The sequence below is a fragment of the Paracoccus sp. (in: a-proteobacteria) genome (assembly GCF_046289755.1).
Lineage (GTDB): Bacteria > Pseudomonadota > Alphaproteobacteria > Rhodobacterales > Rhodobacteraceae > Paracoccus.
The window spans coordinates 65,261-85,471 of the sequence record NZ_JBKBVD010000001.1 but is presented as its reverse complement, the minus strand read 5'-3'; the positions used below and the strand labels follow the sequence as shown (position 1 = coordinate 85,471).

At 66.7% G+C, this 20,211-nt stretch carries 19 protein-coding genes; 7 read left to right on the top strand and 12 right to left on the bottom strand.

Annotation, left to right across the window (positions count from 1 at the left end):
* Positions 1 to 36 precede the first annotated feature (36 nt).
* A complete protein-coding gene (gene purB, locus ACK41U_RS00385; RefSeq protein ID WP_409674333.1) occupies positions 37 to 1,350 on the bottom strand; it encodes an adenylosuccinate lyase in 1,314 nt (437 codons plus the stop codon).
* A 154-nt stretch (positions 1,351 to 1,504) separates the two neighbouring features.
* Between purB and ACK41U_RS00380 the strand changes: the two genes are divergently transcribed.
* The 3 genes from ACK41U_RS00380 (at position 1,505) to ACK41U_RS00370 (ending at position 3,648) form a co-directional block, all read left to right on the top strand.
* Positions 1,505 to 2,242 carry a hypothetical protein gene (locus ACK41U_RS00380; RefSeq protein WP_409674331.1) on the top strand — a complete coding sequence of 246 codons (738 nt, stop codon included), beginning with the start codon at positions 1,505 to 1,507 and terminating at the stop codon, positions 2,240 to 2,242.
* A 171-nt stretch (positions 2,243 to 2,413) separates the two neighbouring features.
* Positions 2,414 to 3,289 (top strand): YihY/virulence factor BrkB family protein, encoded by an 876-nt coding sequence (locus ACK41U_RS00375; RefSeq protein ID WP_409674329.1) that lies wholly within the window; start codon positions 2,414 to 2,416, stop codon positions 3,287 to 3,289.
* Positions 3,290 to 3,309: 20 nt separating this feature from the next.
* Positions 3,310 to 3,648, top strand: a complete 339-nt coding sequence (locus tag ACK41U_RS00370; RefSeq protein WP_409674327.1) for an SMR family transporter — start codon at positions 3,310 to 3,312, stop codon at positions 3,646 to 3,648.
* A 3-nt stretch (positions 3,649 to 3,651) separates the two neighbouring features.
* Here ACK41U_RS00370 and ACK41U_RS00365 read toward each other — a convergent pair whose 3' ends face one another.
* From ACK41U_RS00365 to ACK41U_RS00355, 3 genes are all read right to left on the bottom strand, one after another.
* A complete protein-coding gene (locus tag ACK41U_RS00365) occupies positions 3,652 to 5,298 on the bottom strand; it encodes a peptidoglycan -binding protein (RefSeq protein WP_409674325.1) in 1,647 nt (548 codons plus the stop codon).
* Positions 5,299 to 5,300: 2 nt separating this feature from the next.
* Entirely contained in the window at positions 5,301 to 6,668 is a 1,368-nt protein-coding gene (locus ACK41U_RS00360) for a hypothetical protein (RefSeq protein WP_409674323.1), read from the bottom strand.
* An 88-nt stretch (positions 6,669 to 6,756) separates the two neighbouring features.
* Complete coding sequence (locus tag ACK41U_RS00355) at positions 6,757 to 7,302, bottom strand: gamma-glutamylcyclotransferase (RefSeq protein WP_409674321.1); 546 nt, start codon at positions 7,300 to 7,302, stop codon at positions 6,757 to 6,759.
* Between the two features lie 100 nt (positions 7,303 to 7,402).
* Here ACK41U_RS00355 and ACK41U_RS00350 point away from each other — a divergent pair, with 100 nt between their 5' ends.
* A complete protein-coding gene (locus ACK41U_RS00350; protein WP_409674319.1) occupies positions 7,403 to 8,428 on the top strand; it encodes a DUF2125 domain-containing protein in 1,026 nt (341 codons plus the stop codon).
* Here the strand turns inward: ACK41U_RS00350 and ACK41U_RS00345 are convergent.
* The 4 genes from ACK41U_RS00345 to ACK41U_RS00330 all read right to left on the bottom strand — a co-directional run bounded on the left by ACK41U_RS00345 (position 8,420) and on the right by ACK41U_RS00330 (position 12,526).
* Positions 8,420 to 9,355 (bottom strand): prephenate/arogenate dehydrogenase family protein, encoded by a 936-nt coding sequence (locus ACK41U_RS00345; protein ID WP_409674317.1) that lies wholly within the window; start codon positions 9,353 to 9,355, stop codon positions 8,420 to 8,422. The genes ACK41U_RS00350 and ACK41U_RS00345 overlap by 9 nt on opposite strands.
* The gene (hisC, locus tag ACK41U_RS00340) at positions 9,352 to 10,443 is read right to left on the bottom strand and encodes a histidinol-phosphate transaminase (protein ID WP_409674315.1); all 1,092 of its coding nucleotides are present in this window, start codon (positions 10,441 to 10,443) and stop codon (positions 9,352 to 9,354) included. The genes ACK41U_RS00345 and hisC overlap by 4 nt, the downstream gene beginning before the upstream one ends.
* Before the next feature lie 195 nt (positions 10,444 to 10,638).
* A complete protein-coding gene (gene rpsD, locus ACK41U_RS00335; protein WP_409674313.1) occupies positions 10,639 to 11,259 on the bottom strand; it encodes a 30S ribosomal protein S4 in 621 nt (206 codons plus the stop codon).
* A gap of 154 nt (positions 11,260 to 11,413) precedes the next feature.
* Entirely contained in the window at positions 11,414 to 12,526 is a 1,113-nt protein-coding gene (locus ACK41U_RS00330) for an ROK family protein (RefSeq protein ID WP_409674311.1), read from the bottom strand.
* A gap of 119 nt (positions 12,527 to 12,645) precedes the next feature.
* Between ACK41U_RS00330 and ACK41U_RS00325 the strand changes: the two genes are divergently transcribed.
* The 3 genes from ACK41U_RS00325 (at position 12,646) to ACK41U_RS00315 (ending at position 15,589) form a co-directional block, all read left to right on the top strand.
* A complete protein-coding gene (locus ACK41U_RS00325; RefSeq protein ID WP_409674309.1) occupies positions 12,646 to 13,674 on the top strand; it encodes a sugar ABC transporter substrate-binding protein in 1,029 nt (342 codons plus the stop codon).
* An 89-nt stretch (positions 13,675 to 13,763) separates the two neighbouring features.
* The gene (locus ACK41U_RS00320) at positions 13,764 to 14,819 is read left to right on the top strand and encodes an ABC transporter permease (protein WP_409674308.1); all 1,056 of its coding nucleotides are present in this window, start codon (positions 13,764 to 13,766) and stop codon (positions 14,817 to 14,819) included.
* Positions 14,816 to 15,589, top strand: a complete 774-nt coding sequence (locus ACK41U_RS00315; RefSeq protein ID WP_409674306.1) for an ATP-binding cassette domain-containing protein — start codon at positions 14,816 to 14,818, stop codon at positions 15,587 to 15,589. Before ACK41U_RS00320 ends, ACK41U_RS00315 begins: the two co-directional genes overlap by 4 nt.
* A 109-nt stretch (positions 15,590 to 15,698) precedes the next feature.
* On the opposite strand, the gene ACK41U_RS00310 is transcribed toward ACK41U_RS00315, so the two are convergent.
* From ACK41U_RS00310 to thrS, 4 genes are all read right to left on the bottom strand, one after another.
* Entirely contained in the window at positions 15,699 to 16,925 is a 1,227-nt protein-coding gene (locus ACK41U_RS00310; RefSeq protein ID WP_409674304.1) for a multidrug effflux MFS transporter, read from the bottom strand.
* Positions 16,926 to 16,992: 67 nt separating this feature from the next.
* The gene (locus tag ACK41U_RS00305) at positions 16,993 to 17,610 is read right to left on the bottom strand and encodes a DsbA family oxidoreductase (protein WP_409674302.1); all 618 of its coding nucleotides are present in this window, start codon (positions 17,608 to 17,610) and stop codon (positions 16,993 to 16,995) included.
* 87 nt (positions 17,611 to 17,697) lie between these two features.
* Positions 17,698 to 17,904, bottom strand: a complete 207-nt coding sequence (locus tag ACK41U_RS00300) for a cold-shock protein (RefSeq protein ID WP_409674300.1) — start codon at positions 17,902 to 17,904, stop codon at positions 17,698 to 17,700.
* A 204-nt stretch (positions 17,905 to 18,108) separates the two neighbouring features.
* Entirely contained in the window at positions 18,109 to 20,055 is a 1,947-nt protein-coding gene (gene thrS / locus ACK41U_RS00295; protein WP_409674298.1) for a threonine--tRNA ligase, read from the bottom strand.
* Positions 20,056 to 20,211: the final 156 nt, after the last annotated feature.

The following is a 20,211-nucleotide window of genomic DNA, read 5'->3' as shown; positions in this document are numbered from 1 at the left end:
GCATTGGCCTAACAAGAGGTTAACGGAACCGGGAATTTACAGAGGATTTGCCTCAAAAACCCGGCGGAAAATCGTGTCGACATGTTTGGTGTGATAGCCGAGGTCGAATTTCTCGTTGATCTCGTCGGGCGTCAGGGCGGCGGTCACCTCGGCATCGGCCAGCAGTTCCTCGCGGAAATCGGCGCCTTTTTCCCAGACCTTCATCGCGTTGCGCTGCACCAGCCGATAGCTGTCCTCGCGCGATACGCCCGCCTGCGTCAGGGCCAGCAGCACCCGTTGCGACATGACCAGACCTTTGAACTTGTTCATGTTGGCCAGCATGTTGTCGGGATAGATCACCAGCTTCTCGACCACGCCCGCCAGCCGGTTCAGCGCGAAGTCCAGCGTGATGGTGGTGTCGGGGCCGATGGCGCGTTCGACCGAGGAGTGGCTGATGTCGCGTTCGTGCCACAGGGCCACGTTTTCCATCGCGGGGACCACGGCCATGCGGACCAGACGCGCCAGCCCGGTCAGGTTCTCGGTCAGGACCGGGTTGCGCTTGTGGGGCATGGCCGAGCTGCCCTTTTGGCCGGGGCTGAAGAACTCTTCGGCCTCCAGCACCTCGGTGCGCTGCATGTGGCGGATCTCGATGGCGATATTCTCGATGCTGGAGGCGATCACACCCAGCACGGCAAAGAACATCGCATGGCGGTCGCGCGGGATGACCTGCGTGCTGATCGGCTCGGGGCGCAGGCCCAGTTTCGCGCAGACATGTTCCTCGACCGCCGGGTCGATATTGGCAAACGTGCCGACCGCACCCGAAATGGCGCCGGTGGCGATTTCCTCGCGCGCGGCCTGAAGCCGCGCCTTGCCCCGCGCCATCTCGGCATAGAAACGCGCAAAGGTCAGGCCCATCGTGGTCGGTTCGGCATGGATGCCGTGGCTGCGACCGATGCGGACGGTGTCCTTGTGTTCATAGGCGCGGGTTTTCAGCGCGGCCAGGACGCGGTCCATATCGGCCAGCAGAATGTCGGCGGCGCGCACAAGCTGGACGTTCAGCGTGGTGTCCAGCACGTCCGAGCTGGTCATGCCCTGATGGACGAACCGCGCCTGATCGCTGCCGACATGTTCTGCCAGATGGGTCAGGAAGGCGATCACGTCATGTTTGGTGACGGCCTCGATCTCGTCGATGCGGGCGACGTCGAACTGCACATCCCTGGCGCGCCAGACGGCATCGGCATTCTCGCGCGGGATCACACCCAGATCGGCCTGCGCGTCGCAGGCATGGGCCTCGATCTCGTACCAGATGCGGAACTTGGTTTCGGGCGACCAGATGGCGGTCATCTCGGGGCGGGAATAGCGCGGGATCATGGCGGGCTCCTTGTCGTTGCGGCGGGCATAGCCTTGCCCCGGCCTCTGGGCAAGTTTTCATGTGATAAGATTCGGCCACAGGCGGAACATTCCTCGGAACATTCCCGGCGCGCCGGGGGTTTGTCCCGCAACACTGCAAAGCCGGAGACCCTCCATGAGCCGCCATGACCCGCACCCGCAGCTGACCGAGGCCGATCGCGACAGCGAGACCCGGTTCGGCCTAAGGCCCGTTCCCGAAGGCCACCGCACCGCCAGCGCCTATCCGCATCGCAAGATGGTCTCGTCCCACATTCCACCGTCGGGCAAGGTCTCGCCCGATGGTCGGCGCGTCTGGCCGCAGCCGTCGCTGGCGGCCAGGATCATCGTCTGGGGCGGGATTGCCGCAGGTGTCGCGGGCGTCACTGCCGCCGCGGCGATTGCGGCGCGCAAACTGGCCGGACATGACGATCCGGCGCGGTCCGCGCAGGCCCCGCGCCAGACCATCGCCCCGCGCTTTGCCGCGATTGACGAAGATGAACGCGAGGAAATGCGCCGCCGCGTCCGTGCGCAGGCCCGTGATGACAGCCGCGCCGCAGCCCGGCTGCGGGCGGGTGCGTCCCGGCGCCGGGCGGGCAGCGGCAATGCCGCCCGCAATCTGACGGCAACGGCCAACGACTTGTCCGGTGGGCTGAACAGCGTTGTTCAGTCAGTTCTGGGCGCGTTCGAAGCGTTCCAGCGCATCGCCGGACAGGCGCGCGGCATCGTGGGCGAGTTCACCGCCGCCGCTGACCAGATCCGGACATTGGGCGGCGAGCGAAACGGCCCCGCCAGCGATCCGCTGCGGCCCACAGCGCCGACCGAAGCCCAGCCTCGGGTGCCGCCGCGCGTCGATCAGCCGGGACGGCGGATCTAGGCAGGGCGCATGAACGGCAGGACAGCCCATAAATCCCAAGGCCCGACGGTTCTTGACGCTCTGTTCGACACTGTCGACCCAAGAACCGGCCAGCCCTTTGGGCGCCAGCCGGAGGCGCCGGTTCTGCCTCAGGAACCTGCGGTACAACCGGCGCGCCTTCGCGACCTGCGGATGCGTGATCTGGTTGCCGTCACCAAATCGACGATCACCCGGATCGGCGAGGACCGTGTCACCTCGGTTTCAGGCGGGGTGACATTTTTCGGGCTGTTGTCGCTGTTTCCCGCGATCACGGCCTTTGTCTCGATCTATGGGCTGATGGCCGATACCGGGACCATTCAGGCGCATCTGAACCTGCTGAGCGACTTCCTGCCCGAGGGCAGCCTCGAGATCATTCGCGTGCAGGTCACCTCGATCGCGGAAAGCCCGGCGGGTGCGCTGTCCATTGCGGGCATCGTCGCGCTGCTGGCTGCGATGTGGTCGGCGAATGGCGGCATGAAGGCGCTGCTGTCCGCGCTGAACGTGGCCTTTTATCAGCGCGAGACGCGCAGCTTTGTGCGGCTCAATCTGGTTGCGATGTCGTTTACTCTGGGCGGGCTTCTGGTGGTTGCGCTGATGCTGGCGGTGATTGCCGTGATCCCGGCGATCGTCCGCCTTGTGCCCATGGCCCCCGCCAGCGAGGCGATGGTCAATTCGATCCGCTGGCCGATCATGTTTGCGGTGCTGGTGCTGGCGCTGGCCGCGATCTACCGGTGGGGACCGGCGGTGCCCAATTCGCGCTGGCGGTGGGTTTCGCCCGGCGCGGTGATCGCGGCGGTCGTGCTGGTGGCGACCTCGATGCTGTTCTCGTGGTATGCGGCGAATTTCGGCAACTACAACCAGACCTATGGCTCTCTTGGGGCGGTGATCGCGCTGATGACGTGGCTTTGGCTGAACGCAACCATCGTGCTGATCGGGGCCGAGATCAATTCCGAGCTTGAGCGCCACACGAGGCGCATGGCAGGATTGCCCGACCCCCTGATCGAGGCGCGCAAGAAGGCCCCGGTCTGACCCGGACTGCCGGACCCACGATGATCGTCTCGCCCTATATTCCGCTGGTGGCGGCCATCGCGCTGGAGGTCGTCGGCACCTCTGTGCTGCAACGATCCGAACAGTTCAGCAGGCTCTGGCCGATCGTCGGCATGGCGGCCTGCTATCTGGTCAGCTTTTACCTTCTGTCGCTGAGCCTGCGCGTTCTGCCCCTTGGCATCGCCTATGCGATCTGGAGCGCGGTGGGCATCGTGCTGGTCGCGGTGATCGGGCTGGTTGTCTTCGGGCAGCGGCTGGATCTGCCCGCGGTGATCGGTCTGGGGCTGATCGTGACTGGGGTGGTGGTGGTCAACCTCTTTTCGAAGACCGTTGGCCACTAGGCGCTAGCGTTCGGTCAGCTTCAGCTCGATCCTGCGGTTCAGGGCGCGGCCCTCGGGGCTGTCCTCGGCCGAGATGGGGCGCGTATCGGCAAAGCCCGTGGGGGCAAGGCGGCTGGCGGGAAAGCCCAGATCCTCGGTCAGATAGCGCACGACGGCCAGCGCCCGGCCCTGACTGAGTTCCCAGTTGTCGCGGAACCGGCCCGTCCCCGACAGGGGCAGGTTGTCGGTATGGCCGTCCACGCGGATGATCCAGTCGATTTCGGGCGGGATTTCACCGGCGATCTCTTCCAGCAGGCGCGCAAGCCCGCCAATCTGCGAACGCCCCGCATCCGACAGTGCCGCCTCGCCGGGGGCGAACAGCACCTCGGACTGGAACACAAAGCGGTCGCCCACCACCTGCACACCTTCGCGCCCCGACAGGATCTGCGACAGCCGCCCGAAGAATTCGGACCGGTAGCGGGTCAGGTCCTGCGCCTCGGCCTCGGCGCGCAGGCGGGCCTCTTCCTCCAGCGCAAGGCGGCGGCGGGTTTCCTCGGTCGTGCGCAGAAGCGCGGCGTTCAGCTGCTGGCCCAGTTCGGCCACGCGCAGCTCTGCCTCGGTCTGTTCGTCGCCCGCAGCCTCCAGCAGCGCCTGAAGTGACCCAAGCTGCGCGGTCAGCGAGGCCACCTGTTCGTTCAGCAGCGCCACCCGGCGCTGCCCGTCCTGCGACAGGGCTTCCTGCTCGGCCAGTTCCGCGCGCGCAGCGGCCAGCAGGCCCGCCTGCCGGTCCGCGTCCGAGATCTGTGTGGCCAGATCCTCCTCCAGCCGGTCGCGGGCGGATTGGGCGGCGGCCAGCAGGGTCAGGGTTTCCTCGGCATCGCGGCGCTGTTCCTCCAGCGCCAGCGTCATTGCGGTCAGTTCGCCATCCGCGGTTTCCAGCCGCTGCCGCAGCAGGGCGGCTGCCTCGGCCTCGGCCAGCCGCACGGCTTCGGCGTCGGTCAAGGCGGCCTCCTGCTCGCTGACGCGCCCGCGCAGATCGGCGGTCAGCGCCTCCAGCGCCTCGCGGCGGGCGGCGTCCAGACGGGCGGCCTCGGCCTGCGCGTCGATCTCGGTCCGGGCGGCGGCCACGGCCAGTTCAGCCGCCGAGGCGCGGTCGCGGGTCTGCGCCAGTTCCGCGTCCAGCGCCTGCGCGCGCGCGGCGTCCTGGGCGCGGGCGGCCAGAAGGGTTGCCACCTCCGCCTCGAAATCGGTCAGGCGGGTCCGGGTTTCGGCCAGCTCGCCCTGCTGCGTGTCCAGCTGGGTGCTCAGCCGGGTGATCTGGGCGGCGCGGGCGCGGGCCTCGGCCTCAAGGTCGCGGGCGCGCGCGGCCTCGGTCTCAAGATCGCGGGCCACTGCGGCCTCGCGCGTCTCGGACAGGGTCAGCGCCTCGCCCAGTGCCGCAACCTGCTGGCCAAGTGACTCGAGCTGTCGTTCCTGCCGCGAAATCGTCAGGCTTTGCCCCGAAATGGTATCGTCCTGCGTGGTGATCTGCTCGCGCAGCACCGATTGCACCACCATGAAGATGGTCAGCACGAACATCAGCACCATCAGCAAGGCCGTCATCGCATCGACGAAGCCCGGCCAGATCGTGCTGGAAAACCGTTGGGAAGAGGACGAGCGGTGCGGGGGCATGATTATTCGTCTCTGCGGCCCGCGCCGTGGCCGGTGCCGTGCCCGATCAGGTCGTCGCGGAACGGATCGCCAAAGCGCGCGGCGCGCACGGCGCGGGTCAGCACCAGAATGTCCGAGCGCAGTTCGGCCACCATCTCGTCACGCCCGGCATTCAGGTCAGAGGCCAGACGCGTCACGGCGGTTTCAATGCGGCTGAAATCGGGTGCCGCAGGGGGCGGTGCGGGGGGCGGCGCCTTTTCGGTCAGCTCGATCAGGCGCGACTGCCCCTCGGCCAGCCGGGTCAGGGCGGCGGTCAGGCTCTCGCTGCGACCGGTGGCGGCCTGCTGTTCGGCCTCGGTCTTCAGGACCAGCGCCTCGATCGCCTGCGCCATGACGACCACGCGTTCGTCCGCCATCATCGAGGTGTCCTCGCGCAGGGCATCGCGCTCGGCGTGATACTCCTGCAGCCGGTCCATCTGGGCGGACATCTGCTCCAGAAAGCCTGCAAGGGCGGCCTGATCGACGCCATCGCCCTCGGACCCGGCCAGACTGATGCGGGTAAAGCCCGACATCCATTCTTCCAGCTCGCGGTAAAAGCGGTTCTGACCGTGGGTGACGAACAGTTCCAGCAGGCCCACGACCAGCGACCCGGCCAGACCCAGCAACGAGGATGAGAAGGCGACTGCCATGCCGCCCAGCTGCGCCTCAAGCCCGGTCATCAGCTGGTCGAACACGTCCAGCCCGGTCTGCCCCTCTTGCGGCGCCAGCGCGCGGATCGTGTCGACCACCGCCGGGATCGTGGTGGCCAGACCGTAAAACGTCCCCAGCAGGCCCAGAAAGATCAGTAGGTTGGCCAGATAACGGGTGATGTCGCGCAGCTCATCAATCCGGGTGGCCACCGAATCGAGGATCGAGCGGGCGGAACTGGTCGAGATGACTCCGCCGACCTGCCCCCGCGAGCCCAGCATCGCGGCCAGCGGTGCCAGCAGACGCGGGGCCTGATCGTCGGGCATGACCGAGGCGTCGCGCGCGACGGCTGTGCGGCGGCGGGCGGCAAACCGTTCGATCCAGCTGACCGAGCGGACAAGCTGGCCGACCTGCCAGAAACAGGCCAGCACGCCGATGCCAAACACCGCAAGGATCAGCCCGTTCAGCCACAGGTTCGACATGAAGATCGGCAGGATGCGGCCATAGGTGACCCAGCCGCCCACCATGACCAGCACCAGAACCGTCAGCATCAACAGGATCTGGCGCACCGGCTGCGAGAAACGGGGCGCTGCCGCACCCAGCAGGGATTCACCCCGGCTGGCACTGATGCGGCGATTGCCCAGGGTCAGCCGCGATGGCGGCGTCCGGTCGTCAGGCGTCTGGCCCTTGGTCGCATCGCTCACGCTGTCACCCGCCCCTTCGCTTGGTCCGGGCCGAGTGTAGGGCCCGGTGGGGCACTTGCCAAGCGTGGGCGATGCAGTGGGGCAGGGGCTAGATGCGCTTTTCCAACAGGTTGCGCACGCTGGCCGCCAATTCCTCCAGCAGCGGGTCTGCCATCCCGATCTGTGCCAGATGTTGTGCAGTGTTGAAAAGATAGTCGGCATTCGGCCCGCGCCCGCCGACCGCATCGGCGATCATCTGCGCCTGTTCGGGCAGCGGCAGACCGCCCGCATATTGCCAGTGATCGCGCCGCATCACATAGGTCAGCGCCTCGACCCGGCGCCCGTCCTCCAGCACAACCGCGACGATGGCCTCGCGATAGGCGTCGGTGACCAGCTCGCGTGCGCGCAGACAGGCCAGCACCTCGTCGTGATCTCCGGGTGCGATTCGCATCGCGAGGCCCCGGCAGGCGGCGTCCGCGTCCTCGTCCAGCCCCAGCACCAGACCGGGGCGCGCCTGCGTCCCCCGGTACTGTATCGAGCGCAGGCAGAAGCTGCGCGCATAGCCCGGCAGATGCGCGCGCAGGGATTCCCGTGGCGTGAAGCCCGGATCCCAGATCAACGATCCATAACCGAAAATCCAATCTATCTGGTGCATTTCCATCACTTTCCCAGACCCTGAATCTAGGCCACCATGGCGCCGGTTGAAAGGGCGTCGCATCGCGGGGCCGGACATCAAGGGACGGGACAGGCCGGACATGTGGCGCGGAACGCTGATCGGGGTGACTGTGGTTGCCATTCTGGGTGCAGGGCTGTGGCTGGGCGGCGAGACGGTCGCGGCAGACCGGCTGCGCCAGCATATCGCACAATCGCCCGCCCTCGACGCGGCCTCGGTCACGCCGTTGCGCAGCCCCGAGGGCATGGGCCTGCGGCTGGAGGCGCCCGCTGTCGGGGATGCGCGCGCGGGTCTTGCACTGCCATGGGCGCGGCTGTTGTTGTCGCCCACCTCGCCCACGACCTTGCAACTGGATCTGCCGCCCGAGGGACGGCTGACCCTCGATGGCCGGGTCCACGATCTGACGGCGGGCGCGGCGCAGGCGCTTCTGAGCGTCGCGCCGCTGCGCGGCATGGTCGTCGATGCGCTGCACATCGAGGCGCGCGATCTGCGCATCGACGGGATGGCGCTGGCCCGGCAGATCGACCTCGATCTGGCGATGCAGCGCCTTGGCCATGACGCGCCCCGCCCCGCACGGGCAAGCTATGACGCGGATATCGCAATTGACGGGATGGCACAGGCCGGGCTTTCGCAGCTTGGCCTGCAGGCGGGCGAGTTGCCCGGCGATCTGTCGGCGCAGGGCGTCGTGCGGCTGTGGCTGGACGGCCCGCTGCGGCCGGGGCAGGCGCGGCCGCCGCAGCTGGTCGGCGGGCAAACCGATGGCCTGACCCTTGCCTCGGGCGATCTGTCGGCCCGGATTGTCGCACGTCTTGCGGCGGATGAGGCAGGCTTTGCCCAGGGGCGCGTCGCGCTGTACACCCGCGATGCGGGCGCAATCGTCGATCACATGGCCGAACTGGGCCTGATCCCGGACGGCGCACGGCTTCTGCTGCGCGCCGGGCTGAGCCAGCTTGGCCGCGCCGGGTTTGCGCAGGGCGATGCGCCCCAGCCCGGCCCTGACTTCCCCGAGGCCACCGGCGACGAGTTGCGGCTGCCGCTGCTGTTTCAGGACGGGCAGATGTTTCTGGGCACCGTCCCCCTTGGCCCGGCGCCGCGTCTGCTACCCTGACGCTGCGGGTCTGGCCCCGGCAACACGCCCGAAATCAGGCGCTTCGGTGTCCTGTCCGGCCTCGATAATGCCGCGCCGGATGGCACGTGTGCGCGTGAAATAGTCGTGCAGCTGCTGTCCGTCGCCCATGCGGATGGCGCGCTGCAGCACAAACAGCTCTTCGGTGAAGCGGCCCAGAATATCCAGCGTCGCCTCGCGGTTGTGCAAAAACACATCGCGCCACATGGTCGGATCGCTGGCCGCGATCCGGGTAAAGTCGCGGAAACCGGCGGCGGAATACTGGATCACCTCTTCGCCCGAGACACGCCGCAGATGGTCGGCCACACCCACCATCGTATAGGCGATCAGGTGCGGCGCATGGCTGGTCACGGCCAGAACCAGATCGTGATGGGGCGCTTCCATCCGGTCGGTCTTGGCCCCCATGGCACGGATCAGCGCCTCCAGCCGGTCCAGGACCACGGCATCGGTCTGGGGCAGCGGGGTCAGCAACCACCAGCGGTTGAGAAACAGGCTGGCAAAGCCGGCGCGCGGGCCGGAATGCTCGGTCCCGGCCAGCGGGTGACCGGGGATGAAATGCACGCCCGCAGGGAGATGCGGGGCCACCGCATCAATCACCGCCTGCTTGACCGAGCCGACATCGGTGACCGTGGCCCCCGGCGCCAGATGCGGCGCGATCTCGGCCATCACCGCGCCCATCGCACCCACGGGCACGGCCAGCACCACCAGATCGGCACCCGCCACGGCCTCGGCGGCGCTGTCACAGACGCGGTCGCACAGCCCGATCTCGCGCGCGGTGTCGCGGGTGGCGGCGCTGCGGGCAAAGCCCGTCACCTCGCCCGCCAGCCCGCCCTCGCGCATCGCATGTGCCATCGAACCCGCGATCAGCCCCAGCCCGATCAGGGCGACACGGTCATAGACCCGGCTCATGCAGCCCCCCGCGCGGCCATGAAGCGGCCCAGACTGTCCAGCACGCGGGTCACGCCCGCCTCATCGCCGACCGTGATCCGCAGCGCCTCGGGCAGGCCATAGCCGGCCACGCGGCGCACCAGAATACCGTCCTCGCGCAGCGCCGCATCGGCCGCCTCGGCGGTGGCGGGGCTGTCGAACCGGGCCAGCACGAAATTGGCGAAACTCTCGTCGCAGGCAATGCCCATCTGGATCAGCGAGGCCCGCATCCGCGCTCGCATCGCCGCGTTCAGTTCGGCACAACGGGCGGTAAAGGCCCGATCCCGGATCGCGGCCTCGGCGGCTGCCATCTGGGCGTTGGACAGGTTGAACGGCTGCCGCACCCGGTTCAGCACATCAATGATGTCGCGCGCGGCATAGCCCCACCCGATGCGCAGCCCGCCCAACCCGTGGATCTTGGAAAAGGTGCGCGTCATGATGACATTCGGATAGCGGTCCACCAGCCCCGCGCCGCCGTCAAACCCTCGGGCAAACTCGGTATAAGCGCCGTCATGGACCAGCAGCACATGGCCCGGCAGCCCCGAGGCCAGCCGCTCCAACTCATCCGCGCCCAGCATGGTGCCGGTGGGATTGGCGGGGTTGGCCAGAAACACCACCCGCGTCGCGGGCGTCACGGCGGCCAGGATCGCGTCGACATCGACGCGCCGCCCGGCCTCGGGCACGGTCACCGGGGTCGCGCCGACCATCCGCGCCAGTATCGGATACATCGAAAAGCCGTGCTCTGTGGTGATCACCTCATCACCGGGCCCGGCATAGGCCTGCACGATGAACTGCAACACCTCGTCCGAGCCGACCCCGCAGATGATCCGCCCCGCATCCAGCCCAAGGGTCCCGGCAATCGCGCCACGCAAACCGGCATGATCTGTCGCAGGATAGCGATGCAACGCGTCCGCCGCCGCCCGGAACGCCGCGCTGGCCGCCGGGCTGCACCCAAGCGGGTTCTCGTTCGAGGACAGTTTCAGCACCTCACCCCGCCCCGCCAGCGCGCTGTCGCCGCTGACATAAAGCGCGATGTCCATGATGCCGGGCTGCACGGTGATCTCTGACATGGCTCGCTCCTTGCTCCCGGCCCGGTCTATGCCCCGCACCGCGCCAAGAAAAGCCCCCAAACCCTTTAGCCCGCCCTGTGGCCTGCATTGGTCCACAAATATCCTGGGGGTCCGGGGGCAAGCCCCCGGCGGCCGCGGGACGCAAAAGGGCCGCATCCGAAGATGCGGCCCCCAATCTGCAACCGACCGAAAGTATCAGTTCTTGGCGTAGAATTCGACGACCAGGTTCGGTTCCATCTGCACGGCATAAGGAATGTCGCCCAGGGACGGCGTGCGCACAAAGGTCGAGGTCATCTTGTTGTGGTCGACTTCCAGATAGTCGGGCACGTCGCGCTCGGTCAGGCTGACCGATTCCAGCACGATGGCCAGCTGACGCGACCGCTCGCGGATCGAGACGACGTCGCCTTCCTTCACGCGATAGGACGCGATGTTCACGCGCTGGCCGTTCACCTCGATATGGCCGTGGTTCACGAACTGGCGTGCGGCAAAGATCGTCGGCACGAATTTCGCGCGATAGACGATGGCGTCCAGGCGACGCTCCAGCAGACCGACCAGGTTCTCACCGGTATCGCCCTTCAGGCGCTCTGCTTCCGCATAGATGCGGCGGAACTGCTTTTCGGTCAGATCGCCGTAATAGCCTTTCAGCTTCTGCTTGGCGCGCAGCTGGGTGCCGAAATCCGACAGCTTCTGCTTGCGGCGCTGACCGTGCTGGCCGGGGCCGTATTCGCGACGGTTGACCGGCGATTTCGCGCGGCCCCAGATGTTCTCGCCCATGCGGCGGTCAAGTTTGTACTTGGCAGACGTGCGTTTGGTCACGGCTGATATCCTTCTCTTTTGTCGAAGGGCGTTGTCCTTTGGCCTCAGGCCCGACAGGCTTCCCCTTGCGGGGTCCACCAACACCAATGAAGGGGGCGCTTATAGCCGCCCGGCCCCCCGCGTCAAGCGCAATCGCGTCAGGCACCGCTCTGCCTCAGGCAGGCGCCCCGTCCGGCTGAAAGAAATGCGCCAGCGGCAGACCTGCCGCGCCCAGAATGCGGGCCGCGCGGCCAAGGCTGCCCTCGGTCACCTCGGGGCGGTCGATCCCCGCCGCGGGCATCTGCGCCATCGCGCGCCGCGTCGCCTCGGCCAGCCGGGCGCGGGTGGCGGGGGGCACCGCGCCGTCGATCACCACCAGCGGCAGATCGGCCAGAGCCACCGCCGACAGCGCCACAAAGGCCAGCGCCTGACCGGCCTCCTCCGCCCAGGCCATTTCATCGCCCAGGGGCACGTCCCAGGCCGAATCATCGGGCGGCAAGGCCCGCCCGATCCGCCGCTCCAGCGCCGAGACCGAGGCCCGGTCCAGCAACTGCCCGCCCCCCGGCACCGGCATCGAGCCAAGCGCCCCGGCATTGCGGGTCGGTCCGTGCCGCAGGGTGCCGTCCAGCACGATCCCGCCACCCGCGAAATGCGCGACATAGATATGGATGAAATCACGCGGCAGCGCGGTCCGGCCAAAGATCAGCTCGGCGCCGCAAGCGGTCGTCGCGTCGTTTTCGGTAAAGACCGGGCAGGGCGTATGACGCGCCAGTTCGGCGCCAAGGTCGAACCCCTCCCATGCGGCCATCTCATGTCCCCAGTCCCACAGCCGATAGGGCGTGGCGACGCCCAGTCCGGTAAGTCGTCCGCGCAGGGGGTCAGGCAGCCCGGCCATGAAGGTGGTTATTCCGTGAAGGGCAAAATTCAGAATGCGCTGCGGTTCGGGAAAGGCATGCACCTCTTGCCGGTGCAGCCGGACATGGCCCGCAAAATCGACCAGCGCCAGTTCGGCCAGCCGTCGCCCGATCTTCAGCCCCAGAAACAGCGCCCCGTCCGGCGCCAGCGACAGCGGCGTCGAGGGCTGGCCCACCTTGCCGCGCACCACCGCACCCGCATCCAGCAGCCCGGCCTGCATCAGCTTGCGGCTGAGATTGGTCAGCGCCTGCGCCGACAGCCCCGTCTGCTGGGCCAGAGCGGCGCGCGGCAGCGGCCCGTGCCTGCGGATCAGCGACAGGATCAGGCGCTCATTCCGGGTCAGGCCGCCGGTGGTGTCGCGATCATAAGCCATGGTCGATTCCTCCTGCGCCGATTAAATCAACATGATTGAGTTATTGACAAGTGTATAGTGGAGATGCTTTGTGACGGCAGGGCGGGAAGAGGGCCCGCCGCTCTGGAGGAGTATTCATCATGACCATCAAGACCGTTCTGGCGGCGTCCGCAGCCCTGTCTGCCCTGGCGCTGACGATGGGTGCGGCTCAGGCGCAGGAGACGACGCGCGCCTGCCTGATCACCAAGACCGACATCAATCCGTTTTTCGTCAAGATGCGGGAAGGCGCGACCGCCAAGGCGCAGGAACTGGGCATCGAACTGATGACCTTTGCCGGCAAGGTGGACGGCGACCACGAGACCCAGCAGCAGGCCGTCGAAAGCTGCATCGCGGCGGGGGCCAAGGGCATCCTGATCGCGGCCTCTGACACCAAGGCGATCGTCGATCCGCTGGCGCAGGCGCGCGAGGCGGGCATGCTGGTCATTGCGCTGGATACGCCGCTGGACCCGATCGACGCCGCCGACGGGACCTTTGCCACCGACAACCGCGAAGCGGGCCGCCTGATCGGCGCATGGGCTGCTGCCCGGATGGGCGATGCGGCCGCGGATGCGCGCATCGCAATGCTGGACCTGTCGGCCAGTTCTCCCTCGGTCGATGTGTTGCGCGATCAGGGCTTTCTGGAAGGCTTCGGCGTCGATGTGAAAGATCCCGATGTTATCGGTGATGAGGATGACCCGCGCATCGTCGGCCACGAGGTCACATCGGGCAACGAAGAGGGTGGCCGGCAGGCGATGGAGGCGCTGATGCAACGCGATCCCGGCATCAACCTCGTCTATACGATCAACGAGCCCGCCGCCGCCGGTGCCTACGAGGCATTGCGGTCCTTTGGCAAGGAAAATGACGTGATCATCGTGTCGGTCGATGGCGGCTGTCCGGGCGTTCAGAACATCCGCGACGGTGTGATCGGCGCGACCGCGCAGCAATACCCGCTGCTGATGGCGTCGATGGGGATCGAGGCAATCGCGGCCTTTGCCGCCGACGGCACCATGCCCGATACCAGCCAGGGGCTGGACTTCACCAATACCGGCGTGAACCTCGTGACCGGCGAGCCGGTCGACGGGCTGGACTCGATCAGCGTCGAAGAGGGGCTGGAGCGCTGCTGGGGCTGAGTGCCCAGGGCCGCTGAGCCTGTCCGCTGACCTCATCCCGGCGGCGCAAGCCCGCCGCCGGTCTTTCCCGCAGATCCACGGAGACCCCTATGTCCGACGCCCCCGATCCCGTGGTCGAACGCAATGCAAGCGAAGCGGTCGCCCAGTTCGAGACCCATTCGCGCAGTACGTTGGACCGGATGCAGCATTTCCTGCATCAGTATCCCACCATGGTTCCGGTCATCGTGCTGGTGCTGTCCGTTCTCGTCTTCGGACTGGTTTCGCCCAACTTCTTTTCGGCCTTCAACCTGTCGCTGATCCTCCAGCAGGTGGCCGTGGTCGGCACGCTGGCTGCCGCGCAGTCGCTGGTGATCCTGACCGCAGGGATTGACCTGTCGGTCGGTGCGGTGATGGTGCTGATCTCGGTCATCATGGGTCAGCTGGCGGTGAACTTCGGCATTCCGGTGCCCATCGCCATTCTGATCGGCCTTGGCTGCGGCGCCGCGACCGGCGCGCTGAACGGCTTTCTGGTCACGCGGCTGAAGCTGCCTCCGTTCATCACGACGCTTGGGACATGGAATATCTTCCTCGCGTTGAATTATTACCTGTCGGGGCGAGAGACCATCCGCAGCCAGACGCTGGATGCCGAAGCGCCGTTGCTGAAATTCTTCGGCACCCGGTTCGAGGTCGCGGGCGCGGTGCTGACCTATGGCGTCGTGCTGATGGTCGTGGTCTTTGCGGTGCTGTATTACGCGCTCTACAAGACCGCATGGGGGCGGCGGGTCTATGCCGTGGGCGATGACCGCGAATCCGCGGCACTTGCGGGCATCCAGACCAACCGCGTGCTGATGTCGGTCTATATGGTTGCAGGCGTGATCTGCGCGCTGGCGGCCTGGTCCTCGATCGGGCGCGTGGGGTCGGTCAGCCCGACCTCGTTCTTCGAGGCAAACCTGGAATCGATCACGGCGGTGGTGATCGGCGGCATCTCGCTGTTCGGCGGGCGCGGCTCGATCCTGGGGCCGCTGATCGGGGCGCTGATCGTAGGCGTGTTCAACTCGGGCCTGCGGCTGGCGGGGGTGGATGTGCTGTGGCAGCTGTTCGCGACCGGCTGGCTGATCATTCTGGCTGTCGCCATCGACCAATGGATCAGAAAGGTATCGTCATGACCGAACCGCTTCTCTCTGGCCGCAATCTGGTCAAGCGCTATGGTCGCGTGACCGCGATGGACGGCGCTGATTTCGACCTCTATCCCGGCGAGATTCTGGCCGTGATCGGAGATAACGGCGCGGGCAAGTCCAGCCTGATCAAGGCGCTGTCGGGGGCTGTCCGCCCCGATGCGGGCGAGATCCGGCTGGGCGGCGAGCTGGTCCATTTTTCCAGCCCGCTGGATGCGCGCAATGCCGGGATCGAGACGGTTTATCAGACGCTGGCCCTGTCGCCCGCGCTGTCGATTTCCGACAATATGTTCATGGGCCGCGAGGTCCGGCGCAAGGACTTCATGGGCCGTTGGTTCGGCATGCTGGACACGGCGGCGATGCACGCCTTTTCACGCCAGAAGCTGAACGAACTGGGGCTGATGACGATCCAGAATATCGGCCAGCCGGTTGAAACCCTGTCGGGCGGCCAGCGACAAGGCGTCGCGGTGGCGCGGGCCGCGGCCTTTGGCAGCCGGGTGATCATTCTGGACGAACCGACTGCGGCGCTTGGCGTCAAGGAAAGCCGCCGGGTGCTGGAGATGATCCAGGATGTCCGTTCACGCGGGATTCCGATCGTGCTGATCAGCCACAATATGCCGCATGTGTTCGAGGTGGCTGACCGCATCCACATCCACCGTCTGGGCAAGCGGTTGTGCGTCATCGACCCCAAGGAGCATTCGATGTCGGATGCGGTGGCCTATATGACCGGGGCGCGGCTGCCCGAGGGCGTGGCGGCCTGAGGTGGGCGGCGCTTTGGGGGCGCTGCCCCATCGCGCGTGCCGCGCGATTCCCCCGGGATATTTTTCCAAGGCAAAGGGGCGGGCGGTGGCCTGCCCCGTCCGGCTTTTCTCAGTCGCGCAGGCGGCGCATCAGCCACCAGGCCAGGCCCGAGCAGATCAGCGTGGCGGTGACGGCGGGAATGGCCGTTCCGTCATAGAGCAGCCCGACCGGGGCGGCGATCAGCACCGCCGCCAGCGTCGAGATGGCGGCCACGACCGAGGCGGCCATGCCGGCGATATGGCCCATATGTTGCAGGGCCAGCGCGTTCAGGTTGCCGAAGGTGACGCCCGCCATGAAGAACACGCTGGTCGCCCAGAGGAAGAAGGCCGGGAACTGCAGGGCGGCGGGCAGCAGGCCCGTCAGCAGCAGTGTCAGCATCACCGCCGAGACGATGGTCTGCATGATATAGGCCCATGCCGCGATGCGGCGCATGCCGAAGCGCATCACGAAGCTGGCGTTCAGGATCGTGCCCGAGCCCGACAGCAGCGCCATCATCGCAAACCAGAACGGAAAGCTGTCGCCGCGGCCATAGGTCTCGCCAAAGAGTTGCTGCGCCGAGGACAAAAGCGCGAACATCTGCCCGAAGCCCAGGGTCAGGACGATCGTGGCCAGCATCACCTGACGGTTCGACAGCACCTCTTTGGCGGCAGCGACAAGGCTGGTCAGGCGCAGGGGGCGGCGTTGGGCGGGCAGCAGCGTCTCGGGCTGGCGCAGGTTCAGCCACAGCGCGCCGATCACCGCGAAGAGGGCGAAGGCCACGAAGACGCCGTGCCAGTCCGAGATCGCGATGATCCCGACCCCAAGCGAGGGGGCAAGGGCGGGCACGATGATGAAGATCATCATCACGAAGCTGGTGATCCGCGCCATCTCGCGGCCCTCGTAGAGGTCGCGGACGAGGGCCACGCCGACGATCCGGGGGGCGGCGGCGCCGAGGCCCTGGACAAAGCGCGCCAGCAAAAGCAGTTCCAGCGAATTGACCCAGATGGCCGCCAGCGCGGCCACCGCATAGATCGCAAATCCCAGTGTGATGGTCAGCTTGCGTCCGATCGCGTCCGAGATCGGCCCGGCAAACAGCGTGCCCAGCCCCATCCCGGCCATGAACGAGGTCAGGATCAGCTGGGCGCGGTTCACGTTGTCGGGGGACAGTTCGGCTGCGATGTCGGGCAGGGCGGGCAGCATCGCGTCCACCGCAAAGGCGATGGTGGCAAACAGGAACGCCAGCATCGCAATGAATTCCGGCAGCGGAAGACGGCGCGTCGTGTCTGGGGCGGGGGCGGGGCTGGCGATGTCGGTCATGCAAATACCTGTCGGTTGTCACCGGCAGATAGGCGCGTTTTGCATTCTGTGCAAGCGGTGCCGCCGGTCAGGGGCGGGTCAGATCGTCGATGACGTTTTGCCACAGGCTGGCGGGTTGCGCGCCGGTCACGACATGGCTGTCGGCCACGATGAAGGTCGGCACCGACGAAATGCCCCGCTGGCGGGCGTGCCTCTCGCGGGTGGCAACCTCGTCCCGGTCGGCATCAGAGGCCAGAAGCCGGGCGGTCAGGGTCGGGTCCATGCCGGCGCCTGCCGCGATCTGCGTCAGGGTGGCGGGGGCGCCGATGTCCTGCGCCTGTTGCCAATGCGCACGCAGCAGGCCCGCCATGACGCGGCTTTGCGCCCCCTCCAGCCCGGCCCAGTAGAGCAGCCGATGCGCATCGGTCGTGTCCGGCTCGCGCGGTGAGGGGTTCAGGGTCAGGCCAAGTTCTGCCGCCTGAGCCGCGACCTGACGCGATGCCTCTTCGGCGCGTGGGCCCAGTTTGGCGTGCAGACAGGCGATGCGGTCCATGCCCTCGGGCGGCATCTGCGGGTTCAGGCGGAACGGGTGCCATGCCAGCACAAAGGGGTGGTCGGGGCGGCTTTCCAATGCCCGGTCCAGCTGCACCTTGCCAATCAGGCACCACGGGCAGACGGGATCGGCAAAGATATCAAGCGGGATCATGGGCGGTCCTTTTGGGGGTCGGCGGGCGGGCGAAAAGAAAAACGGCCCGCGCAAACGGGCCGTCGCAGCACGCGCCGGGGCGTGAGTTCAGAGCAGTTGAAGATCGCTGGCGGATGCACGGCCATCGCGGCCCGACTGCAGCTCGTATGCGATTTTCTGGTTGTCCTGCAGGCCCGTCAGGCCCGCACGCTCAACGGCCGAGATGTGGACGAACACATCCTTGCCGCCATCGTCCGGTGCGATGAAGCCAAACCCTTTGGTGGCGTTGAACCACTTAACCGTTCCGGTCGCCATAACCGTCTCTCCTTCAAGTCATCCCGACGCAGGATTGCGTCAGGCCGTGCAGCCCGCTTCCGATCTTCCGGCTGCCCGTGCTGGGAGGCGGTAGAAAGTCCTTGCTCACGCGAAAGCGAGGATGCCCGAATCGCGTTAAAAGGCAAGTGCGAACTGTGCACAGGCTGGCGTCTCAGCGTGACGCCAGCGTGACGCTGGAGCGTTTCAGCGCAGATCCGGCGGGGTCGCCTCGGCTTTCAGCAGGGCCACCGCCTCTTCCAATGTCAGGCTTCGGCTGCCCTGCGCGTCCAGCCGGCGCAGCGAGACCGAGCGGCTTTCGACCTCTTTCATGCCGATGGCCATGATCGCGGGCACCTTGGCGACCGAATGTTCGCGGACCTTGTAGTTGATCTTTTCGTTGCGGGTATCGGCCTCGGCGCGGATGCCCACGGCGCGCAGGGCCGCCACCACCTCGGCCACGAACTCATCGGCATCCGAGACGATCGAGGCCACCACGACCTGACGCGGGGCCAGCCAGAACGGCAGCTTGCCCGCGCTGTTCTCGATCAGGATGCCGATGAAGCGTTCAAAACTGCCCAGCACGGCGCGGTGCAGCATGATCGGGCGGTGCTTGTGGCCGTCGGCGCCGACATATTCCGCATCCAGCCGTTCGGGCAGGTTGGGATCGACCTGCAACGTGCCGCATTGCCAGTCGCGCCCGATGGCGTCGGTCAGCACGAATTCCAGCTTCGGGCCGTAAAAGGCGCCCTCGCCGGGGAACAGCTCATAGTCATGGCCCGCCGCCTTGCAGGCATTGCCAAGCGCGGCCTCGACCCGGTCCCAGCTTTCATCGCTGCCGATGCGCTTTTCAGGGCGGGTCGACAGCTTGATGCGCCACTGATCAAAGCCCAGATCGGAATAGATCCCCGACAGGAAGTCGATGAATTTCTTCGATTCCGACTCGATCTGATCCTCGGTGCAGAAGATATGTCCGTCATCCTGCGTGAAGCCGCGCACCCGCATGATGCCATGCAGCGCCCCCGAAGGCTCATAGCGGTTGCACGACCCGAATTCGGCCATGCGCAGGGGCAGGTCGCGATAGGATTTCAGGCCGTGGTTGAAGACCTGCACATGGCAGGGGCAGTTCATCGGCTTCAGCGCGTTGATCGTCTTGGTCCTGGCATGTTCCTCATCGACTTCGACGATGAACATGTTTTCCTGATAATTGTCCCAATGGCCCGAGGCCTCCCACAGCTTGCGGCTGACGACCTGCGGCGTGTTCACTTCGACATAGCCATCGGCGCGCTGCTTGCGGCGGACGTAATCCTGCAACGCGACATAGATGTTCCAGCCGTTGGGGTGCCAGAAGATCTGGCCCGGCGCCTCTTCCTGCATGTGGAACAGGTCCATCTCGCGGCCCAGCTTGCGGTGGTCGCGCCTGGCGGCCTCTTCCAGCATGGTCATATGGGCCTTGAGGTCGTCGCGGTTGCGGAAGGCCACGCCATAGATGCGCTGCAGCATGGGGCGCGAGGCATCGCCCAGCCAGTAGGCGCCCGCGATATGGGTCAGTTTGAAGGCATCGGCGGGCAGTTGCGCCATGGATTGCAGATGCGGGCCACGGCACAGATCCTGCCAGTCGCCATGCCAGTACATGCGCAGGTCCTGACCTTCGGGGATGCGGTCGATCAGCTCCAGCTTGAACGGCTCGCCCGCCGCCTTGTAATGGGCGATGGCGCGGTCGCGGTCCCAGACTTCGGTGCGGATCGGTTCGCGCGCGTTGATGATCTCGCGCATTTTCGCCTCGATCCGGGCCAGATCGTCGGGCACGAAAGGCTCGGCGCGGTCGAAATCGTAAAACCAGCCATGGTCGCGCACCGGGCCGATGGTGACCTTCACATCGGGCCAGATCGCCTGCACGGCGCGGGCCATGACATGGGCGAAATCATGGCGGATCAGCTCCAGCGCCTGCGCCTCGTCCTTCATCGTGTGGATCGCGATGGTGCCGCTGGAATGGATCGGCCAGGCCAGATCGACATGGCCCCCGTCCAGACTGGCCGAGATGGCCCGCTTGGCCAGGCTGGGCGCGATGCTTTCGGCCACCTGGGCTGCGGTCACGCCTGCGGGATAGTCGCGCGCATTGCCATCGGGAAAGCGGAGGGTGATCTGGGACATGTTGTCCTCCTCGTCAGTTTGGCGCCCACGGAACGCCCGGTTGCGGGTGATGTGGGCGCAGGCATGACCGCAGGTGGGGGCGCTGTCAAGATACGGGGATCGTGGTGGTTCTGTCCGGGGCGATGATCGCGTATCAAGGGGGCGGACGGGGCGCTG